We start from the raw sequence: 17,707 nt of genomic DNA, 5'->3' as shown, positions 1-17,707 counted from the left end.
TCAGCCGGGGATGCCCGCCACCGGCGTGAGCACCTGGTGGCTCATGCCCTCGGGGTCGAGGATCGGCACCGCCCGCTCGATGCGGGAGCGCACCGCGGGCAGCTGCAGCGAGGCCTGGTGGTGCTCGGCCGACTCCCACACCTCGGTGACCCACACGGCATCGGGGTCCTCCGGGTCGGAGGCGACGAGGTAGAGCAGGTTGCCGGGCATCGGCTCGGCGCCGCCCTGCTCGGAGAGGATGGCCAGCAGGTCGGCGCCGCGGCCCGGGACGGTGCGCAGGCACCCGTGGAACATCACCTTCATGGGCACCATCCTGCCCGATGCGGGGGGCATGGCCCCGGACGGCGTTTGACCCTGCCGGAGGCCGCTCCCTAACCTTGCCCACCGCCGACCGGGCCCACGGCGGCATCGACGGTGACGCGCCACGGCGCGGGAGAGGAGGCGGCCATGCAGGCCTGCAGCGCGGTGCGCGCGACCTTCCCCCGCATCCCCCTGCGCACCCACGGCTGGCGGTGACCCCCTCGGGGTCCGTCGTGCCCGCGTGCGCCCCGCACCGCCACGAAGAGAGACCCCCATGCACCCCGTGACCGAACAGGACATCCGCACGTCCTTCGTCAACGCCTCCAGGCGCGAGGCCACCCAGGCGATCCTCCCCGAGCTCGACACCGTCGACTGGGAGTCGCTGGACTACCTCGGCTGGACGGACGCCAAGCGACCGAACCGGTCCTACGTCGTCCTGCATCTGGACAGCGTCGTCACCTCCATCCTGCTGCGACCCGCTTCCGGCACACCCACGCGCCGCAAGGCCATCTGCGTGTGGTGCCAGGACATCGAGGCCACGGAGAACGTCCGGATGGTGGTGGCCTCGCTGGCCGGCGCCGCCGGGCGCCGCGGCGCCACCGTGGGCGTACTGGCCTGCACCGACTTCTCGTGCTCGCGCAACGTACGGCGGGCGCCGACGGTCAGCGAGGTCGGTGACCGGGCCACCCCGGAGGAGAAGGAGTTCTGGACCGAGCTGCGCATCGAGGGCCTGCGGGACCGCATCGCGAAGTTCGCGCGGCGCATCCAGCGGGACGCCTAAGGCGCACCGAACCGCGGCAGGGCCGGGCGGGGCAGATGGCCCCCGCCCGGCCCCGCGGCCTGCCCGTCAGAAGCCCTGGGCCATGTCCTTGAACCGGCTGAAGTGACCCTGGAACGCCACAGTGATGGTGTCCGTCGGGCCGTTTCGGTGCTTGGCCACGATGAAGTCCGCCTCACCCGCCCGGGGTGACTCCTTCTCGTAGGCCTCCTCGCGGTGCAGGAGGATCACCATGTCGGCGTCCTGCTCGATGCTGTTGTGGACGGCGATGCCGTTGGCGACGAAGTTGTGCGCTCCGGCCACGGTGGCGTCGAAGACAGGCTCGACGCCCTCCAACTCGACGGATCGCACCTCGTCCCACAGCACGTCGTTGGACGCCACGAGGTCGAGCTCGGCCGAGTCCAGTACCTGAGCCACGCGGGCCAGTCGCTCACGGGACGGAGCGCTCTTGTACAGCGCCGATCCGCAGTACTGGGTTCCGAGCTCGGCTTGGAAGGCACGGGTGGTCATGCCCTTCTCCTGCATGGCTACCCGCACGTCGTCCCAGACCTCACGCGGGACGGTGTCGACGTTGGTGTTCGCGGTGAGACCCCGCAGGATCTCCAGGAGTTGCGTTGCCGCCTCTCCCCGCTGACCGTGGACGCCGATCTCCTGCAGGAAGCGACGCTGGCTGTTGGTCCCGGAGATGTCCAGCGTGTAGCCCGGTCGGTAGTCACCCTTTGAGGTGGTGCGGATCCGCGAGGAGATCCCGAAACGCAGAAGCAGACGCGAGACGCCGTCCACAAGTTCTCTGGACGTCGAGGCATAGTAGACGCGACCCCCACGGCCACCCCTCGTGACGGTCACCGACCCGTCCGTGGCCCAGAGGTGGCGCAGGAACAAGGAGATCTGCTCCTTGGGCAGCGAGTACACACCCTCGGGGACGAACTTCTCGTGGCTCCGCGCACCGAACAGGCCCATCTCGTCGAGCCACGCCGCGATGGGGTTCCGCTTGCCATGGGTCAGGCGGTACGGCGCGGGGAGCCGCAAGGAGGTGCACCGCGCGGCTTCGTGGTCGTCACGCACCGCTGTGATCCCGAAGTGCTGCGCCGCCTCCGTCACGGCCGCGAGATTTGCCTCGTCGACGCTCGCATACCGAATCGGCTGACGCCGGACGAACGACCCGTCCCCGATGAGGTGGGCCAGCATGACGACCTCCGCCGCGGTCCACGGGGTGCACTGCTCCGGCGCCGGGACGTGCCGCGGCACGGCGAGCCGGTCACCAGGGCGGAGTTCCTCCAGGGCCGTCCACCCGCGGTAGGTGCGGAACGGGTGGTTCGCGGTGGCCCGCAGCGTCTTGCCGGACGTGGTGGTGAGGCGGAAGACCGGCTTGATGCCCGTCGGGAAGACGTGCGTGAGGTGGCGGCGGACATACCGCATCGAGTCGTCCAGCGCCCACACCGGCACGTCCCGGGCACCACTCACCATCAGCTCACCCAGGGTGACCTCGGCCCCGGTGTCCGCCCGGAGCACCCGCGTGTCGGCCGTGAGGCAGCCCGACTCACGCAGGTCACTCATCTGCGGCTTCTTGTCCGTGCGCTGCTCGGGTCCACGGTTCAGCTGCGAGATGGCGATGACCGGCACCTCGAGCTCCTTGGCCAGCAGCTTGAGCGCACGGGAGAACTCCGAGACCTCCTGCTGGCGGCTCTCCACCTTCTTGCCGGAGGTCATGAGCTGCAGGTAGTCGATGACCACGAGCTTGAGGTTGTGCTGCTGCTTGAGGCGCCGCGCCTTGGCCCGGATCTCCATGAGCGACAGGTTGGGGCTGTCGTCGATGAACAGCGGGGCCACGCTGAGCCGCCCCTGGGTCTCGGCGATCTTCGCCCAGTCACCCTCGTCCACGTCGCCCTTGCGGAGCTTCTGCAGCTGGATGGACGCCTCGGCCGAGAGCATGCGCATGACGATCTCGGTCTTGCTCATCTCCAGCGAGAAGATGCACGACGCCAGGCCGTGCTCGATGCTGGCCGACCGGCAGATGTCCAGGCCGAGCGTCGACTTTCCCATGGCCGGTCGGGCGGCCACCACGATCATCTGACCACCGTGGAGACCGTTGGTGAGGCGGTCGAGGTCGGCGAATCCGGTGGGCACTCCGACCATCTCGCCCGAGCTGCCGGCGGCGTGCTCGATCTCGTCGACGGTGGCGTCGAAGATGTCGCCGATGATCTGGTAGTCCTCCGCGCCACGCTTGTCCGAGACCGCGTACACCTCGGCCTGGGCGGCGTTGACGACGTCCTCGACCTCGCCCCCGCCCTGCCCGTAGCCCATCTGCACGATGCGGGTGCCGGCCTCCACGAGGCGGCGCAGGATGGCGCGCTCGGCCACGATCTCGGCGTAGTAGCCGGCGTTGGCCGCCGTGGGCACGGCCTGCATCAGCTCGTGCAGGTAGGCCTGCCCGCCGGCGCGCTGCAGGTTGCCGCGCTTGGTGAGCTCGTCGGCCACGGTGATGGCGTCGGCCGGCTCGCCCCGGCCGAACAGGTCGAGGATCGCCTCGTGGATGAGCTCGTGGGCCGGACGGTAGTAGTCCGCCCCGCGCACCACCTCGAGCACGTCGGCGATGGCGTCCTTGCTCAGCAGCATGCCGCCCAGCACGGAACGCTCGGCGTCCACGTCCTGCGGGGGCATCCGGTCCATGCCCGGGCCGTCGTCCGGCGGCGGCTCGTACTCGTGATCGCTCATGTGCTCTCCCACTCCTCGAAGCGCCCTCGTCGGTCCCCGGCCTGCGCGCGCGTGCACACGGTAGGCCCCACCACCGACAGCCCCAAACGGCCCTGTGGACAGTCTGTGGAGACCGGTGTGGACCGATGGTCTACCTCTCCCCACAGGCTGTGGACGAGCCTGTGGGGAAGCCGGTGGGCAACACGCCCGGGCGCCCGGTGAAGGGGCCTCTGACCTGCGCAGACGCCGTCCACCGCGTGTGCGTGGAAAGTCGTGGACGAGCTGGGCCCGCACCGCGTCCCCCACAGTCCGCGGCGCAGGGGGCGACCACCCGTCACCCCGTCCACAGGCCGCGGGATCCCGCTGTTGAAGGAGCCGGGGTGCTGCACCAGACTGGGCACCTGGCCCCGACCGGCGGGGCCGTCGAGAAGGAGGAACCATGACGGACGCCCCGAAGAACGACGAGCTCGACCCGGCCCAGCTGCTCGGCGACGGCGGCGCTGACGGTGCTGCCGGCGATGGCGCTGCCGGTGACGGTGGTGCTGACGGCGCCGCGGGCGACGGCGGTGCCGACGGCGCGGCCGGTGACGGTGCCGCCGGCGACGGCGGTGCGGATGGCGCTGCCGGCGACGGCGGTGCGGATGGTGGCGCGGGTGACGGCGGTGCCGACGCCGGCGCCGACAGCGGTGCCCACGGCCCGGCCGACGGTGGCGCCGCGGTCTGAGTGAGCACCCCAGCTGCCGGGTCCGCCCCGGCCTCCCAGGACCGCCCCGCACTGCGTCGGCTCCTCCACACGGACCCGGCCGACTTCGCGGGGCGGTCCTGGGGCACCCGCCCCCTCCACGTCACCGCCGCCGAACGCGGTGGTGACGACTTCGCCGACCTCTTCTCCCTCGAGGCCGTCGACGAGCTGCTGACGCACCGCGCCCTGCGCACCCCCTTCCTGCGTATGGCCAAGGAGGGGCAGACCCTGCCCGAGTCGCGCTTCACCCGCGGCGGGGGCACCGGCGCGGGGGCCTCCGACCAGGTGGACGAGGACCGGGTGCGCTCCCTGTTCGCCGGCGGCTCCACCATCGTGCTGCAGGGGCTGCACCGCACCTGGCGGCCGATCGCGGAGTTCGCCCGCCGTCTCGGCGAGGACCTGCGTCACCCGGTTCAGGTGAATGCCTACATCACCCCTCCCCAGAACCAGGGTTTCTCCGCCCACTACGACGTGCACGACGTGTTCGTCCTGCAGGTCCACGGCACCAAGCACTGGACCCTCCACGAGCCCGTCATCGAGCACCCGCTGCGCGACCAGCCGTGGGACACCGTGCGCGAGCAGGTCGCCCACCGCACCGCGCACGAGGACCCCGTGGTCGACACCGTCCTGGAGCCCGGTGACGTGCTCTACCTGCCCCGCGGCACCATCCACGCCGCGGCGGCCCTCGGCGGCATCAGCGCCCACCTGACCATCGGGGTCCACACCTGGACTCCCGACCACGTCGCCGGCGCCGCCCTGGAGGCGGCCCGCGCGCGCCTGCGCCAAGAACCCGCCCTGCGTGCCAACCTGCCGCTGGGGGCCCGCCCCGACGACGCCGCCGTCGTCGGCCCCACGCTGGAGCAGCTGCGCGGCGCCCTGCACGAGGCGATCGACTCCCTCGATGCCGCGGCGCTCGCCCGGGCGTTCCGCACCCAGGTGCGGGCCACCCGGCGCCCGGACCCCGCGCCCCCGCTGGCCCAGCTGGCAGCCGCCGAGGGGCTCGGCACGGCCAGCACCGTCGCCCTGCGCGGTGGGCTGGAGCTCGGGGACGACCCCGCTCGCCCCGACCGTCTGCACACCCGACTGGGCTGGTTCGACCTGGACGAGGACGCCCGCGCGGTGGTGACCGCGCTGCAGGACGGCCCGCACCGCACCGACGCCCTCCCCGCCCCGCTGACTGTGGTGCAGGACCTCGTGCGCCGGGGCCTGGTGGAGGTGCAGCCGTGAGCCCCTCCCCCGCCTTCCGCTGCTCCGACGGCGCCCGCGAGCGCGGCGACACGATGGTGGGCACCGCCCCGCCGGCGCGACGCTGGTTCCTGGTGGAGCAGAACGGTGACTGGGGCCGTAGCGCTTGGGAGGGCCTCGACTGCTACGACCGCGCCAAGGAGGAGCTCCGAGCCCGCCTGGAGTCCGCCGGCGCCCGCCTGATGCTGATCCGCCGCCCGGGGGCACGCCCCGAGCCCGGTCACCCCACGCGCCGGTTCTGCTTGGTGGACACCGACCGCCCGCGCCCCCTGCTCTGGGGGACTGCGCACAGCGACGGTGACCTGGTGCGGGCCGTGGAGTCGTTCGGCACCTGGCCCGATGCGGAGGCGACCGTGCCGCAGGCCGGCGAACCCGGCATCGTCATGGTCTGCACGCACGGGCTGAAGGACGTGTGCTGCGCGATCCGCGGCCGGCCGGTGGCCGCTGCGCTGGCCGAGGAGTGGCCCGAGGCGGTGTGGGAGTGCACCCACACCGGCGGCGACCGGTTCGCCGCCAACGTGGTGCTGTTGCCCGACGGGGCGATCTACGGCGGCAGCGACCCCGCATCGGCCACCGCCGACCTGCGCGCCCACCTCGCCAGCGCCGTGGACCCCACCCGCCTGCGGGGCCGCTGTGGGCTGACCCCGCCCGCCCAGGCGGCCGTCGCCGCATCGATGCGGGAACTCGGCCCGATGGGGTGGGGCGAGGTGGTCGTGACCGGCCAGTCGGGCAGCGAGGAGGCCTGGCAGGTGGATCTGGTGGTGCGTGGTGAGCCCGTGCAGGTCACCGGCCACACCGTGACCACCGAGCCGCACCAGCTGACCTGTCGCGCTGCCGGTCCTGCCCCGATGCGCCTGCCGGTGGTCAAGGACGTCCGCGCCAGCTGAGGACACCCACGGCGCCGGTCAGGCCCGAGCCACCCGTCCCGACCCGTCACCCCCGAGAGCCAGGAGGACACGATGCCGAAGACCGGCAAGGACGACCACGCGAAGGGCAGCGAGATCCCCGACACCTTGGAGCGCTCTGACCAGAAGGCCCAGGACACCTTCGCCAAGGCCTACGACTCCGCGGTGGAGCAGTACGACGACGAGTCCCGCGCCGCCCGGACGGCCTGGGCCGCGGTGAAGCAGACCCACGAGAAGGTCGGCGACCACTGGGAGCCCAAGCCCGAGAACGGCCCCTCGGACGAGGCCTCCGAGGAGGGCGGCCCGGACCCGCAGGGCGACACCGCCGGCGGTGTGGACGCCAACGCCTCCAAGGAGCACCTCTACGAGCTGGCCCAGGAGCTGGACGTCGAGGGCCGGTCCGACATGACCAAGGACGAGCTGGTCGAGGCACTGCAGAAGGCCAGCGAGCGCGAGACCCGCAAGGCCCGCGAGGACTGACGGGGTGCCCCCCGAGCCCCGCCGGACGGCCTGCGGGCGCTCAGCCTTGGCCGACCGCCCGCAGGCGCTGCGCATGGGTCTGCAGGCCCGCGCCCATCTGCACCGCCCCCAGGGCCCCGGCCAGGCCGAACCCCTCGCCCATGTTGGCGTAGACGGCCTCCCGCGAGCCCGGTCCGGCCACGTAGGTCTCGTGCCACACGCCCACGTCGCCGTCCTGGGCCAGGGCGCGGAACCGACGCCACGGCTCCAGGTGCGGCCCCTCGGCGTCCGCCGCGAAGCGCTGCAGGTGCTCCGGGCTGCGCCAGTAGCTCAGCAGGATCGTGGTGCGGCCGAACCACTGGTGGTGTCCCAACATCCCGGCCTCGGGCGTGCTCGACAGGTACCTCAGCATGCGCGGCATGGCCATCACCACGGGCCCCCATCGGCGCACCTGCAGCGGGCTGTTGACGCGCATGCCGATGAGGAAGACCGTGACCTCCCCCTCGGGCGATGCGGTGTAGCGCGTGAACCTCGTGGACATGACCCACCCTTTTCATGACGCCGTTTTGTAACACCGTTAGTGAACCACCTCGCGGGTAGGCTCGTCCAGTGGCCAGACCCCGTGTGCACGACGACGCGCTCCGCGACCGCCTCGTGGCGGCAGCCGCGCGCACCCTCACCGAGGAGGGCTCGGCCGCGCTCTCCCTGCGACGCCTGGCCACCCGGTGCGGCACCTCCACCGCTGCCGTCTACACCCTCTTCGGAGGGAAGGACGAGCTCCTCGAGGCCGTGCGCGAGGCCGCCGTCAGCAGCTTCAGCGCGGCCCAGCACGCCATCGGCACCACCGACGACCCCGAGGCGGACCTGCGACGCCTGGGCCACGCCTACCGCGACTGGGCCCTGGGGCACCCCGACCTCTACGCGGTGATGTTCGACGCGCCGCCGCAGGGCGCCAGCCCGGCGGGGTCGTGGCTGGAGTTCGAGGGCATCGCCCCCCTCGTGGAGGCCGTGCGGCGTGTCCTGCCCACGTCACGCGCGGCCGAGCTGCCGGCCGCCGTCCTCAGCCTGTGGGCCGGGGTGCACGGGTACGTGGCCCTGGAGCTCGGGTCGTGCGCCGGACTCCCCGCCAAGGCCCGCGAGACCGCGTTCTCCCGGCAGCTCGACATCCTGCAGGCCGCCTGGGGCAGCAGCTCCTCGGCGGCCTGAGAGGTCCCCGCACAGCACGGGCAACGGACGATCCACTTCAGTCGGGCAGGTCGATCCCGGTGTGCCGGAGCCAGGCCAGCACGGCCTGCACGCGCCGGTGGTGGTCCCCCTCGCTGAGTCCGAGCTTCGCGAACAACCGCTGCGTGTGCTTCTCCACCGCCCCCTCGGTGACCACCAGCTCCTCGGCGATGCCGGCATTCGTGCGCCCGGCAGCCATGAGCTCGAGCACGTCCCGCTCCCGCGGGGTCAGGGTGGCCACCGGGTCGGCGACGGGCCGACGCCCGAGCAGCTGGCGGACGACGTCCGGGTCGAGCACCGTCCCCCCGGCAGCCACCTGCTGCAGAGACTCACCGAGCATCCGCAGGTCGGCCACGCGGTCCTTCAGCAGGTAGCCGATGCCGGAGGCGTCCTCGGCGAGCAGCTCGTCCACGTACCCGGCCACCACGTACTGGCTGAGGACGAGCACGCGCGCCGAGGGGTCGGCCCGCCGCACGGCGAGCGTGGCGCGCAACCCCTCGTCGGTGTGGGTGGGCGGCATGCGCACGTCGACGATGCCGAGGTCGGGCCGGTGCTCGGCCATCGCGGCGACGAAGGCGTCACCGTCGCCGACGCCGGCCACCACCTGGTGGCCGGCGTCGGCGAGGATGAGCTGCAACCCCTCCCGCAGGAGGACCGAGTCGTCGGCCACGACGACCCGCAGCGACGGGGACGTGCTCACGGCAGGGGCACCTCCGCGGTGATCCGGGTGGGGCCGCCGACCGGAGAGTCGACGGTGAGTCGACCGTAGACCCCCTCCAGGCGCTGGGCCAGCCCGGCCAGACCATGGCCCGATGCGGGGTCCGCGCCGCCCCGTCCGTCGTCGGCCACCGTGAGCCCGACCCACCCGTCACGCTGGCCGATGCTCACGCGCACGTGCTGGGCGTCGGCGTGCTTGGCCGCGTTGGCCAGGGCCTCGCTGGCGGCGTAGTAGAGGGCGGTCTCGAGGTGCTCGGGCAGGCGCCGCTCCAGCCTGCCAGTCACCGCGACCGGCAGGGGGTGGCTGACGGCGCGCTCCCGGACGGCCTCGACCAGGCCGCGGTCGACGAGCACCGGCGGGGCGATGCCGCGCGACAGCTGGCGCAGCTCCCCGAGGGTGTCCCGGGTCAGACGGCTCGCGTCGTCCAGCATCCGGCCTGCACGCTGCGGGTCGGCGTCCACGGCCGCTCGGGCCCGGGCGAGGTCCATCTGCAGCCGCACGAGCTGCTGCTGAGGGCCGTCGTGCAGGTCGCGCTCCAGCCGCTGCAGACCGCTGAGCTCGGCCTGCTGCGAGGCCCGGTGGGCCCGACGGGAGGCAGCAAGGTTGTCCTGGGTGGCCCGGCCGGAGAGCAGGACGGCGGCCGCGTGGCCCTGGACCGGGGCGATCCAGCGGCAGACGGCCCACAGGAGCAGCGCACCCGCAGCGCCAAGGCCCAGGTTGACCAGGAGGTCCGGCCAGAAGCCTCCGGTCCCGAAGAGGTCCTCGGCGGAGGACCGGTACCCGTCCAGCCTGCGGAGGAACGGGAGCCACAGCGGCGCGGTGACACCGGACAGCGCCAGGCCGCCGGACGTCACCACCAGGGTGAAGGTCAGCAGGGAGGCCAGGAACCCGACCAGGGCCCAGACGACGTCGAGCCAGAGCTGGGGGTGCAGGATATGCTCGCGGAGGTCGCGGGCGTCCCGCAGCGGGGCGGGGTACGGGGGCTCCTCGGTACGGATCCCGAGGAGACCACCCAGCGCCCCGCGCTCCACGCGGGCCAGGGCGCGCAGGGCCATCCCGGTCCCCGGCAGGAGGAGAGGCGCCAGGAGGATGCTGAGGCTCCCGCTCACCCCGATGGCGGCCACGCAGAAGGCGGCGACGGTGAGGGGCAGGTCGAGCAGGAGGTAGAGCGCGCTACGGGCCGTGCGGGAGAGCTCGCGGCGCAGCGGGCCGGTCGTGTGCAGATCATCTACAGCCGTTCCCGCCACGGCCATCGGATCGGTGGGGTTCAGGTGGGCTGGTGCGGTGCGTCCGTTCATGTCTCCACCCTCGTGATCTCCGGCGTCGAGCGACATCCTGCCAGCCGGCCGGATCGCTGTCGGGCTGGCCCGACGGCGACCCGGCGGGCCCGGTCCACGGTCTGTCTGCGACACTCCGCGCGTGACCAGCCCGGAGCCCACGTCCTCGACCCCGGACCAGACCACGGGCCCTGAGGGCGCCGGGCCGCGCGAGATCCTCGCGCTGGCGGTGCCGGCGTTCTTCGCCCTCATCGCCGAACCGCTGTTCCTGCTGCTGGACACCGCCATGGTGGGACGCGTCTCCACCGAGGCGCTGGCCGGCATGGGCGTGGCCACGGCCGCGCTGGGCACGGCGGTGGGCATGTTCGTCTTCCTGGCCTACGGCACCACCGCCGTGGTCTCGCGGCGGATGGGGGCCGGCAACACGCGTGGCGCCCTGGCCGCCGGCGTGGACGGCGTGTGGCTGGCGCTGCTGCTCGGCGGTGTGACGGCGGCACTCACCGCGGCGCTCGCCGCGCCGCTGGCGGGCCTCTTCGGGGCGTCCGGCCCGGCCACGGGACAGGCCGCCACCTACCTGCGCATCTCGGCCCTCGGCATCCCACCGATGCTGGTGGTGCTGGCGGTCACGGGGGTGCTGCGCGGCCTGCAGGACACCCGCTCGCCGCTCGTGGCGGCCACGCTCGGCTTCGCGGCCAACGCGGCGCTCAACGCCTGGCTGATCTTCGGCATGGGCTGGGGCATCGCCGGGGCGGCCACCGGCACCGTCATCGCGCAGACGGGCATGGCGGCCGGCCTGCTGTGGCTCCTCGGCCGGCACGTGCGGCGCCATGCCGCGCCCACCGCGTTCACGCCGGCCGGGGTGCTCACCGCGGCCCTCGGCGGGGTCCCGCTGCTGGTGCGCACCCTGGCGCTGCGCGGGGTCATCCTGCTCACCACGTGGCTCGCGGCCGGGCTGGGCGACGTGCCCCTGGCGGCCCACCAGGTGGCCATGACCGTCTGGGGATTCCTGGCCTTTGCCCTGGACGCGCTGGCCATCGCCGCCCAGGCGCTCACCGGCAAGGCGCTGGGCGCCGGGGACACCAGGGGTACCCGCGCCATGACCCGTCTGATGACCTGGTGGGGCGTGTGGTTCGGCGTGGTCACCGGGGTGCTGCTGGTGGCGCTGGCGGGCGTGCTGCCGGCACTGTTCACCGACGACCCGGCCGTTCAGGAGGCGCTGTCAGCCGGGTTGCTGGTGGCCGGGCTGGTGCAGCCCGTGGCGGGGGTGGTGTTCGTGCTCGACGGGGTGCTCATCGGCGCCGGCGACGCCCGCTGGCTGGCGTGGGCACAGACCGCGGTGCTGGTGGCCTACCTGCCCGTGGTGTGGCTGGTGCGCGAGGCCGTGCCCGCCGGCACCTCGGCCCCCTCGGCCATGGTCTGGCTCTGGTGCGCCTTCGCCGCCTTCATGGTCCTGCGTGGGGCGGCCCTGGTGTGGCGTGCTCGCGGCACGGCGTGGATGGTCACCGGAGAGTAGCCGCGGCCGGGTGCGGGGCAGGTGCGATGCTGGAGGTACCACCCGGTCCCCGACACCCGAGGACGCCCATGGCCACGTTCGTCCGCCGTCACCCACTGGTCTCCTTCGTCGCGCTGGCCTACCTCAGCTCGTGGCTGATCTGGAGCCCTTGGTGGCTGTCGGCCAGTGGCCTGGACGTCCTGCCATGGCAGCCCACGCTGAGTCAGGTCGCCGGCATCAACCAGCTGGGCATGTTCGCCGGGCCCTTCGCGGCCGCGCTGCTGGTGACCTGGGCGGCCGAGGGACGGTCCGCCGTGGGTCGCCTCCTCGGGCGACTTCTCCAGTGGCGCGCGCACCCCGGCTGGTACCTGGTGGCGCTCGCGGCGATCCCGGTGGCCACGGCCGTGGGCTATTTCCTCACCCCCGCGGACGGCCTCCAGGCCCCCGGCGGAACGGCCGCCACGCTCACGCTGCTGGCCAGCAGCTTCGTGGTCTACCTGATGGGCGGACCGCTGCAGGAGGAGATCGGCTGGCGGGGCGTGGCCCTCCCCCGCCTCCAGTCACGGCTCGCCCCTCTACCGAGTGCGCTGGTGCTGGGCGTCATCCACTGCCTGTGGCACGCCCCGCTCTTCCTCACCACCGAGTGGGACACCGCCCGACACGAGCCCAGCCAGCTCCTGGCCTACCTGCTGCTGGTGGTGAGCCTGTCAGTGGTGCTGTGCTGGGTGCACGACGGCTCCGGAGGCTCCCTCCTGCTGGCGGTACTGGGGCACAACGCCCTCAACTGGGCGCTCCTGGTGGCGGGCACGCTCACCGGTCGGGAGGTCGAGAGCACCTGGCCGGCCGCTCTGGGCCTGGGGGTGCTGGCGCTGTTCGTCGCCTTGGGGACCCACGGCCGCCTCGGACACACGGAGCGCACCCGCAGCACCAGCAGTACCGAGCGCCGGGGCGGCGCCACCGCCCGACTCAGCCCTCGGCGCGGTGCTCCCGCGGCACCCACCGGGCGAACGCCGCCGAGGCGCCGAACCCGAACCCGGCGGCCGTGAGCACCGCGGTCGTCAGACCCGCCACCGCCGTGACCCCCGACAGGACCACCGGACCGGTGGCCGCCCCCGCATCGGCCAGGGTGCGAAACACCGCGAGGAAGGACGGCCTACCCACCCGCGGTGCCACGTCGCCCGACAGGGTCATGACGATGCCGGACCCCAACCCGTTGCCCAGGCCGATGACGACCGCGGCCAGGGCCAGGGGCGCCGCCGAGTCAGCGAATGCCACCAGTGCGATGCCCAGGCCCAGGATCGCCATGGACGGGATGGCGTTGGCCCGCCGGGAGACCCGGTCCATGAGCACACCGGCCGGGTAGAACACCAGCGTCTCCAGCAGGCCGGCCAGGCCCACCACCAGCGCGATGACCGAGTCATCCACCCCGATGTGGTGCCCCCACAACGGCATCACCACCGTCCGCGAGCTCCGGGCCGCAGCGCACAGCACCACCCCGAACCCGAGGGTGGCGAAGAGCCTCCAGTGCGCCCGCACCACACCCCGCAGCGGTGGGGGTCGGGTGTCGCTGCAGTGGGACTCCCCCGGCAGGGCCGGCAGGCGCAGGGTGAGCCCCACCAGGGCCAGCACCAGCACCAGAGACAGCCCCACCGGCCCGCGGATGCCCACGGCCCAGATGGTCCCGGCGCCCAGCACCGGGCCGACGAAGAACCCGATGCGGGCCATGCCTCCCAGCGTGGACATGGCCCGGGCCAGCATCTGCCGCGGGAACGCCGAGGTGAGGTAGCTCTGCCGCGCCAGCATGAACACGCTGCTGGAGACCCCCAGGAGGGCGACGCCCAGGGTCAGGAGCACCAGCGATGACGTGGTCAGCACCACCGCCAGCGACACCACCGCCAGCCCTGCGGCCGCCGTCATGGCACGCCGCTCACCGACCCGTTCGGTCGCCAGGCCGGCGGGGATGCCCACCAACATGGCCGCGACCCCCTGCACGGAGACCACCAGCGCCGCCTGTCCGGCCGGCGCACCCAGCCGCAGCGCGATGAGGGGGATCACCGGCTGCACGGCGGCGAACGCCACCGACCAGAGCACCATCGGCCCGTAGGCCGAGACCGCGAGCTGCCCGAGGGTGGGGCCTCCGTCGGTGACCGGGGTGTCCCAGCGTGTCCTCACCCGGTCCCCCGTCGCGCGTGGCCCGGGGAGGCGTCGCCCCATCGCTGCGCGAGGAGCCGGGCGGGCGCCACGTTGGTGGGCAGCCACGGGTGGGCGGCCACCTCGCGCCAGGCCAGCCAACGCACCGCGTCGTGGGAGGGATCCGGCGCCGATGCGGGGTCCGGCACCACACGCCCGGCCGCGTCGCGCGGCAGATCGCCCACCCCCTCGGGGCCGGCGCCGGCCACGCCGGTGACGACCGCGAGGAACAGGCGCAGCTCGAGCCGGTCGTTGATGGGCCAGGCCCCGCCCGCCGGGGGCACCAGCTCGTCGCCCAGGCGCACCTCGATGCCGAGCTCCTCGGCCAGCTCGCGGCGCAGGGCCTGCCCGGGCGCCTCCCCCGCATCGACCTTGCCGCCGGGGAACTCCCACAGCGGCACCTCGCCGGTGGCACCGGGGATGGGGGCCAGGTCGCGCTCCGCCGCCCGGTGGGCCGCGAGCACGGCGGTGGGGTGCGCGAGGTCGTCCACGATCACCGCACCCACCACCAGTCGCATGGCCGCAGGCTAGCCCGCCGAGGACGGGGCCCCGCCAGCCTCCACCTCCGCGGCCGCATCCGCACCCGCAGCCCCACCCCCCCCGTTGAGTCGTCGTTCCTCGGGGTCGACTGGCCCGTTTCACCCCCGGAAGCGACGACTCAACGGGGGGGGTGGGCGGGGCGGGGGGGGCAACGAGGGTGGGTGGCGTAGGAGTGGGAGGGCGCCCGGGGGCCGGGCACGACGGAGCGGGCCCGCCCCTCTGGACGAGCCCGCTCACGTCATCGCGTCACCCCGGTGCGGGGGCGGTACCTCACCAGGTGAACGCCGTGCCCGGGTCCTGCAGCAGCGCGGCCACGTCGGCCAGGTAGCGCGAGCCCAGGTCACCGTCCACGAGGCGGTGGTCGAAGCTCAGCGCCAGCTCGGTCACCCAGCGCGGCTCGATGGTCTCGTTGCCGTCGCGGTCGGTGACCACCCACGGGCGACGGTTCACCGCGCCGAAGCACAGGATGGCCGCCTCGCCGGAGTTGAGGATCGGCGTGCCCGAGTCCACCCCGAAGACACCCACGTTGGTGATGGTGATGGTGCCGCCGGACATGTCGGCCGGGGACGTCTTCCCGGCACGCGCCGTGGACACCAGGTCGCCCAGCGCGCCGCCGAGCTCCACCAGCGACTTCTCCTGCGCACCCTTGATGTTGGGCACGATGAGGCCACGCGGGGTCGCCGCGGCGATGCCCAGGTTCACGTCGTGGTACTGCACGATCTCCTGGTTGGCCTCGTCCCACTTGGCGTTGATCTCCGGGTTGCGCCGGGCAGCCAGCACCACGGCCTTGGCCACGAGCAGCAGCGGGGTGACCTTGACGTCCTTGAACGCGCGGTCGCCCTTGAGCTTCTCGACCATCTCCATCATGGCGCTGACGTCCACGGTGATGAACTCCGTGACGTGCGGGGCGGTGAAGGCGCTGTTCACCATGGCCTGCGCGGTCATCTTGCGCACGCCCTTGACCGGGGTGCGGGTCTCCCGCTCGCCGGCGGCGACCGGGGCGGCAGCCGCGGCGGCCTCGGGGGCCTGGGCAGCCGCGGGGGCGGCCGCAGCGGCCGGAGCCGCCTGGGCCCCGCCCTGACCGCCACCGGCCAGCGCCTGCTCCACGTCCTGGCGCGTGATGACGCCGTTCGGCCCGGTGGGCGTCACGGTCCGCAGGTCGATGCCGTTGTCCTTGGCGAACTTGCGCACCGGCGGCTTGGCCTTGGGGCGCGAACCGCCGGAGGCCGCGTGTCCCACGGACTCGTGCACCGGCTGGGCCGTGCGGGCCGAGGCCTGCGTCGGCTCGGCCACCTGACGCTGGCCGTAGGCGCCCTCGCCGGGCACCTCGGGCATGCGCTCACCGGACGGCGCCGGGGCGCCACCCTTGCGGCGGCGGCGCGAGGTGGCACCGGCCACCGCGCCGTAGCCCACCAGGTTGGCCACGCGCTCCTCGCCGTCGCCCTCGCCCGCGGGGGCCTCGGCGGCGCCGGCACCCGGGTCGGCCGGGGCCGCGGCGGCGGGCGCACCGGCACCGGTGCGGATGGCGATGATCGCCTCACCCACCGGGACCTCCTGGCCCTCCTCGGCCAGGATCGCCTCGACCGTGCCGGCGAACGGGATCGGCAGCTCCACCAGCGACTTGGCGGTCTCCACCTCCACGACGACGTCGTTGACCTTGACCTGGTCGCCGACCTTCACCTTCCAGGAGACGATCTCGGCCTCCGTCAGGCCCTCGCCGGGGTCCGGGAGCACGTAGTGCTCCACGCCCCCACCGGAGGCGGCACCGCCGGCGGCCGGGGCCGACGGTGCGGGCGCCTCGGCAACGGCGGGCGCCCCACCGGCATCGGCGGCACCCATGGACGAGGCACCACCGGCCGGCGCGGCGGACCCACCGCCCTCACCGCCCTCACCGTCCTCGATGGCGATGATCGGCGCGCCGACCTCCACCTCGTCACCCTCCTGGGCCAGCAGCTCCACCACGGTGCCGGCGAACGGCACGGGCAGCTCCACCAGCGACTTGGCGGTCTCCACCTCGACGACGACGTCGTTGACCTTGACCTGGTCGCCGACCTTCACCTTCCAGGAGACGATCTCGGCCTCGGTCAGACCCTCACCGGGGTCCGGAAGCACGTAGTGCTGAATGGTCATGTGCGTTGCTCCCTCCGGCGCGTCAGTGCGCCAGGACCTCGTCGACGTGGAACAGGATGCGGTCCAGGTTGGGGAGGTACTCCTCCTCGTAGCGGCTGGGCGGGTAGGGGATGTTGTACCCACCGCAGCGCGCCACCGGCGCCTCCAGCTCGTAGAAGCACTTCTCCGTGATCTGCGCGGCGATCTCCGAGCCCATGCCCAGGAAGGTGGGCGCCTCGTGCACCACCACCACGCGACCGGTCTTGCGCACGGACTCCAGCACCGGGCCGAGGTCCAGCGGGTTGAGCGTGCGCAGGTTGATGACCTCGAGCGAGCGGCCCTCCTGCTCGGCCGCGGCGGCGGCCTGCATGCAGGTCTTCACCATGGGGCCATAGGTCACCACGGTGACGTCCGTGCCCGGGCGCACCACCTGCGAGGCGTGCAGCGGCAGCGCGGCCTCGCCATCGGTGGCGAAGTCGACCTCGCCCTTCTCGTGGTAGCGGCGCTTGGGCTCGTAGAAGACCACCGGGTCGTCGGACTTGATGGCCTGCTGCATCATCCAGTAACCGTCCTCCGGAGTGGCCGCACAGACCACCTTGAGGCCCGCGGTGTGCGCGAAGTAGGCCTCGTTGGACTCGCTGTGGTGCTCCACGGCACCGATGCCGCCGCCGAACGGGATGCGGATGACGATCGGCATCTTCAGGTGGCCCAGCGAGCGGGCGTGCATCTTGGACACCTGGCTGACGATGTGGTCGAAGGCCGGGTAAACGAAGCCGTCGAACTGGATCTCCACCACCGGGCGGTAGCCGCGCAGGGCCAGGCCCACGGCGGACCCGACGATGCCGGACTCGGCCAGCGGGGTGTCGATGACCCGCTCCTCGCCGAACTCGTCCACCAGGCCCTCGGTGATGCGGAACACGCCACCCAGGCGGCCGATGTCCTCGCCGAGCATGACCACCTTGGGGTCGTCCTGCATGGCCTTGCGCATGCCGGCGTTGAGTGCCTTCGCCAGCGTCATCTTCTTGGCGCTCATG

Annotated in this window: 17 protein-coding genes; 8 read left to right on the top strand and 9 right to left on the bottom strand. The window is 73.2% G+C overall.

Translation table 11 applies throughout. The features are described 5' to 3' along the window. On the bottom strand, nt 1-303 hold the full coding sequence (locus ACFFHC_RS00185) for an antibiotic biosynthesis monooxygenase family protein (RefSeq protein ID WP_379802489.1): 303 nt from the start codon (nt 301-303) through the stop codon (nt 1-3). A 271-nt stretch (nt 304-574) separates the two neighbouring features. On the opposite strand from ACFFHC_RS00185, the gene ACFFHC_RS00180 reads away from it, so the two are divergent. After that, a complete protein-coding gene (locus ACFFHC_RS00180; protein ID WP_070705747.1) occupies nt 575-1,081 on the top strand; it encodes an FBP domain-containing protein in 507 nt (168 codons plus the stop codon). 66 nt (nt 1,082-1,147) lie between these two features. On the opposite strand, the gene ACFFHC_RS00175 is transcribed toward ACFFHC_RS00180, so the two are convergent. Next, nucleotides 1,148-3,793, bottom strand: coding sequence for a replicative DNA helicase (locus tag ACFFHC_RS00175; RefSeq protein ID WP_141494373.1), 2,646 nt, complete (start codon nt 3,791-3,793; stop codon nt 1,148-1,150). Between the two features lie 418 nt (nt 3,794-4,211). On the opposite strand from ACFFHC_RS00175, the gene ACFFHC_RS00170 reads away from it, so the two are divergent. From ACFFHC_RS00170 to ACFFHC_RS00155, 4 genes are all read left to right on the top strand, one after another. After that, nucleotides 4,212-4,496, top strand: coding sequence for a BatC protein (locus ACFFHC_RS00170; RefSeq protein ID WP_141494372.1), 285 nt, complete (start codon nt 4,212-4,214; stop codon nt 4,494-4,496). Then, nucleotides 4,497-5,741 carry a cupin domain-containing protein gene (locus tag ACFFHC_RS00165; protein ID WP_141494371.1) on the top strand — a complete coding sequence of 415 codons (1,245 nt, stop codon included), beginning with the start codon at nt 4,497-4,499 and terminating at the stop codon, nt 5,739-5,741. It abuts the gene before it with no gap. Next, a complete protein-coding gene (locus ACFFHC_RS00160) occupies nt 5,738-6,646 on the top strand; it encodes a ferredoxin family protein (protein WP_070703445.1) in 909 nt (302 codons plus the stop codon). The genes ACFFHC_RS00165 and ACFFHC_RS00160 overlap by 4 nt, the downstream gene beginning before the upstream one ends. Before the next feature lie 72 nt (nt 6,647-6,718). Next, the gene (locus ACFFHC_RS00155; RefSeq protein WP_070703444.1) at nt 6,719-7,144 is read left to right on the top strand and encodes a ChaB family protein; all 426 of its coding nucleotides are present in this window, start codon (nt 6,719-6,721) and stop codon (nt 7,142-7,144) included. Between the two features lie 40 nt (nt 7,145-7,184). Here ACFFHC_RS00155 and ACFFHC_RS00150 read toward each other — a convergent pair whose 3' ends face one another. After that, a complete protein-coding gene (locus ACFFHC_RS00150) occupies nt 7,185-7,664 on the bottom strand; it encodes a DUF4188 domain-containing protein (RefSeq protein ID WP_070703443.1) in 480 nt (159 codons plus the stop codon). Nucleotides 7,665-7,732: 68 nt separating this feature from the next. Here ACFFHC_RS00150 and ACFFHC_RS00145 point away from each other — a divergent pair, with 68 nt between their 5' ends. After that, on the top strand, nt 7,733-8,329 hold the full coding sequence (locus ACFFHC_RS00145) for a TetR/AcrR family transcriptional regulator (RefSeq protein ID WP_070703442.1): 597 nt from the start codon (nt 7,733-7,735) through the stop codon (nt 8,327-8,329). A gap of 37 nt (nt 8,330-8,366) precedes the next feature. Here ACFFHC_RS00145 and ACFFHC_RS00140 read toward each other — a convergent pair whose 3' ends face one another. Both ACFFHC_RS00140 and ACFFHC_RS00135 read right to left on the bottom strand, forming a co-directional pair. Next, nucleotides 8,367-9,047 carry a response regulator gene (locus ACFFHC_RS00140; RefSeq protein ID WP_379802488.1) on the bottom strand — a complete coding sequence of 227 codons (681 nt, stop codon included), beginning with the start codon at nt 9,045-9,047 and terminating at the stop codon, nt 8,367-8,369. Then, nucleotides 9,044-10,363 (bottom strand): sensor histidine kinase, encoded by a 1,320-nt coding sequence (locus ACFFHC_RS00135; protein ID WP_379802487.1) that lies wholly within the window; start codon nt 10,361-10,363, stop codon nt 9,044-9,046. Before ACFFHC_RS00135 ends, ACFFHC_RS00140 begins: the two co-directional genes overlap by 4 nt. A gap of 121 nt (nt 10,364-10,484) precedes the next feature. On the opposite strand from ACFFHC_RS00135, the gene ACFFHC_RS00130 reads away from it, so the two are divergent. Both ACFFHC_RS00130 and ACFFHC_RS00125 read left to right on the top strand, forming a co-directional pair. Next, nucleotides 10,485-11,855: an MATE family efflux transporter gene (locus ACFFHC_RS00130; RefSeq protein ID WP_238138158.1), complete on the top strand. Its 1,371-nt coding sequence runs from the start codon at nt 10,485-10,487 to the stop codon at nt 11,853-11,855. Between the two features lie 68 nt (nt 11,856-11,923). Further along, nucleotides 11,924-12,880, top strand: a complete 957-nt coding sequence (locus ACFFHC_RS00125; RefSeq protein WP_070703440.1) for a type II CAAX endopeptidase family protein — start codon at nt 11,924-11,926, stop codon at nt 12,878-12,880. Here the strand turns inward: ACFFHC_RS00125 and ACFFHC_RS00120 are convergent. From ACFFHC_RS00120 to ACFFHC_RS00105, 4 genes are all read right to left on the bottom strand, one after another. Continuing rightward, nucleotides 12,801-14,006, bottom strand: coding sequence for an MFS transporter (locus ACFFHC_RS00120; RefSeq protein WP_180802225.1), 1,206 nt, complete (start codon nt 14,004-14,006; stop codon nt 12,801-12,803). The genes ACFFHC_RS00125 and ACFFHC_RS00120 overlap by 80 nt on opposite strands. After that, nucleotides 14,003-14,542, bottom strand: coding sequence for an NUDIX domain-containing protein (locus ACFFHC_RS00115; RefSeq protein WP_101849503.1), 540 nt, complete (start codon nt 14,540-14,542; stop codon nt 14,003-14,005). Before ACFFHC_RS00115 ends, ACFFHC_RS00120 begins: the two co-directional genes overlap by 4 nt. 292 nt (nt 14,543-14,834) lie before the next feature. Further along, nucleotides 14,835-16,694 (bottom strand): dihydrolipoyl dehydrogenase family protein, encoded by a 1,860-nt coding sequence (locus tag ACFFHC_RS00110; RefSeq protein WP_379802485.1) that lies wholly within the window; start codon nt 16,692-16,694, stop codon nt 14,835-14,837. 22 nt (nt 16,695-16,716) lie between these two features. Continuing rightward, nucleotides 16,717-17,706, bottom strand: a complete 990-nt coding sequence (locus tag ACFFHC_RS00105) for an alpha-ketoacid dehydrogenase subunit beta (protein WP_070705239.1) — start codon at nt 17,704-17,706, stop codon at nt 16,717-16,719. Nucleotide 17,707 lies beyond the last annotated feature (1 nt).

Origin of the sequence: Kytococcus schroeteri, assembly GCF_042433515.1 — a bacterium.
GTDB lineage: Bacteria > Actinomycetota > Actinomycetes > Actinomycetales > Dermatophilaceae > Kytococcus > Kytococcus schroeteri.
The sequence above is the reverse complement of the archived record's forward strand: the minus strand, read 5'-3'. Positions and strand labels throughout refer to the sequence as shown.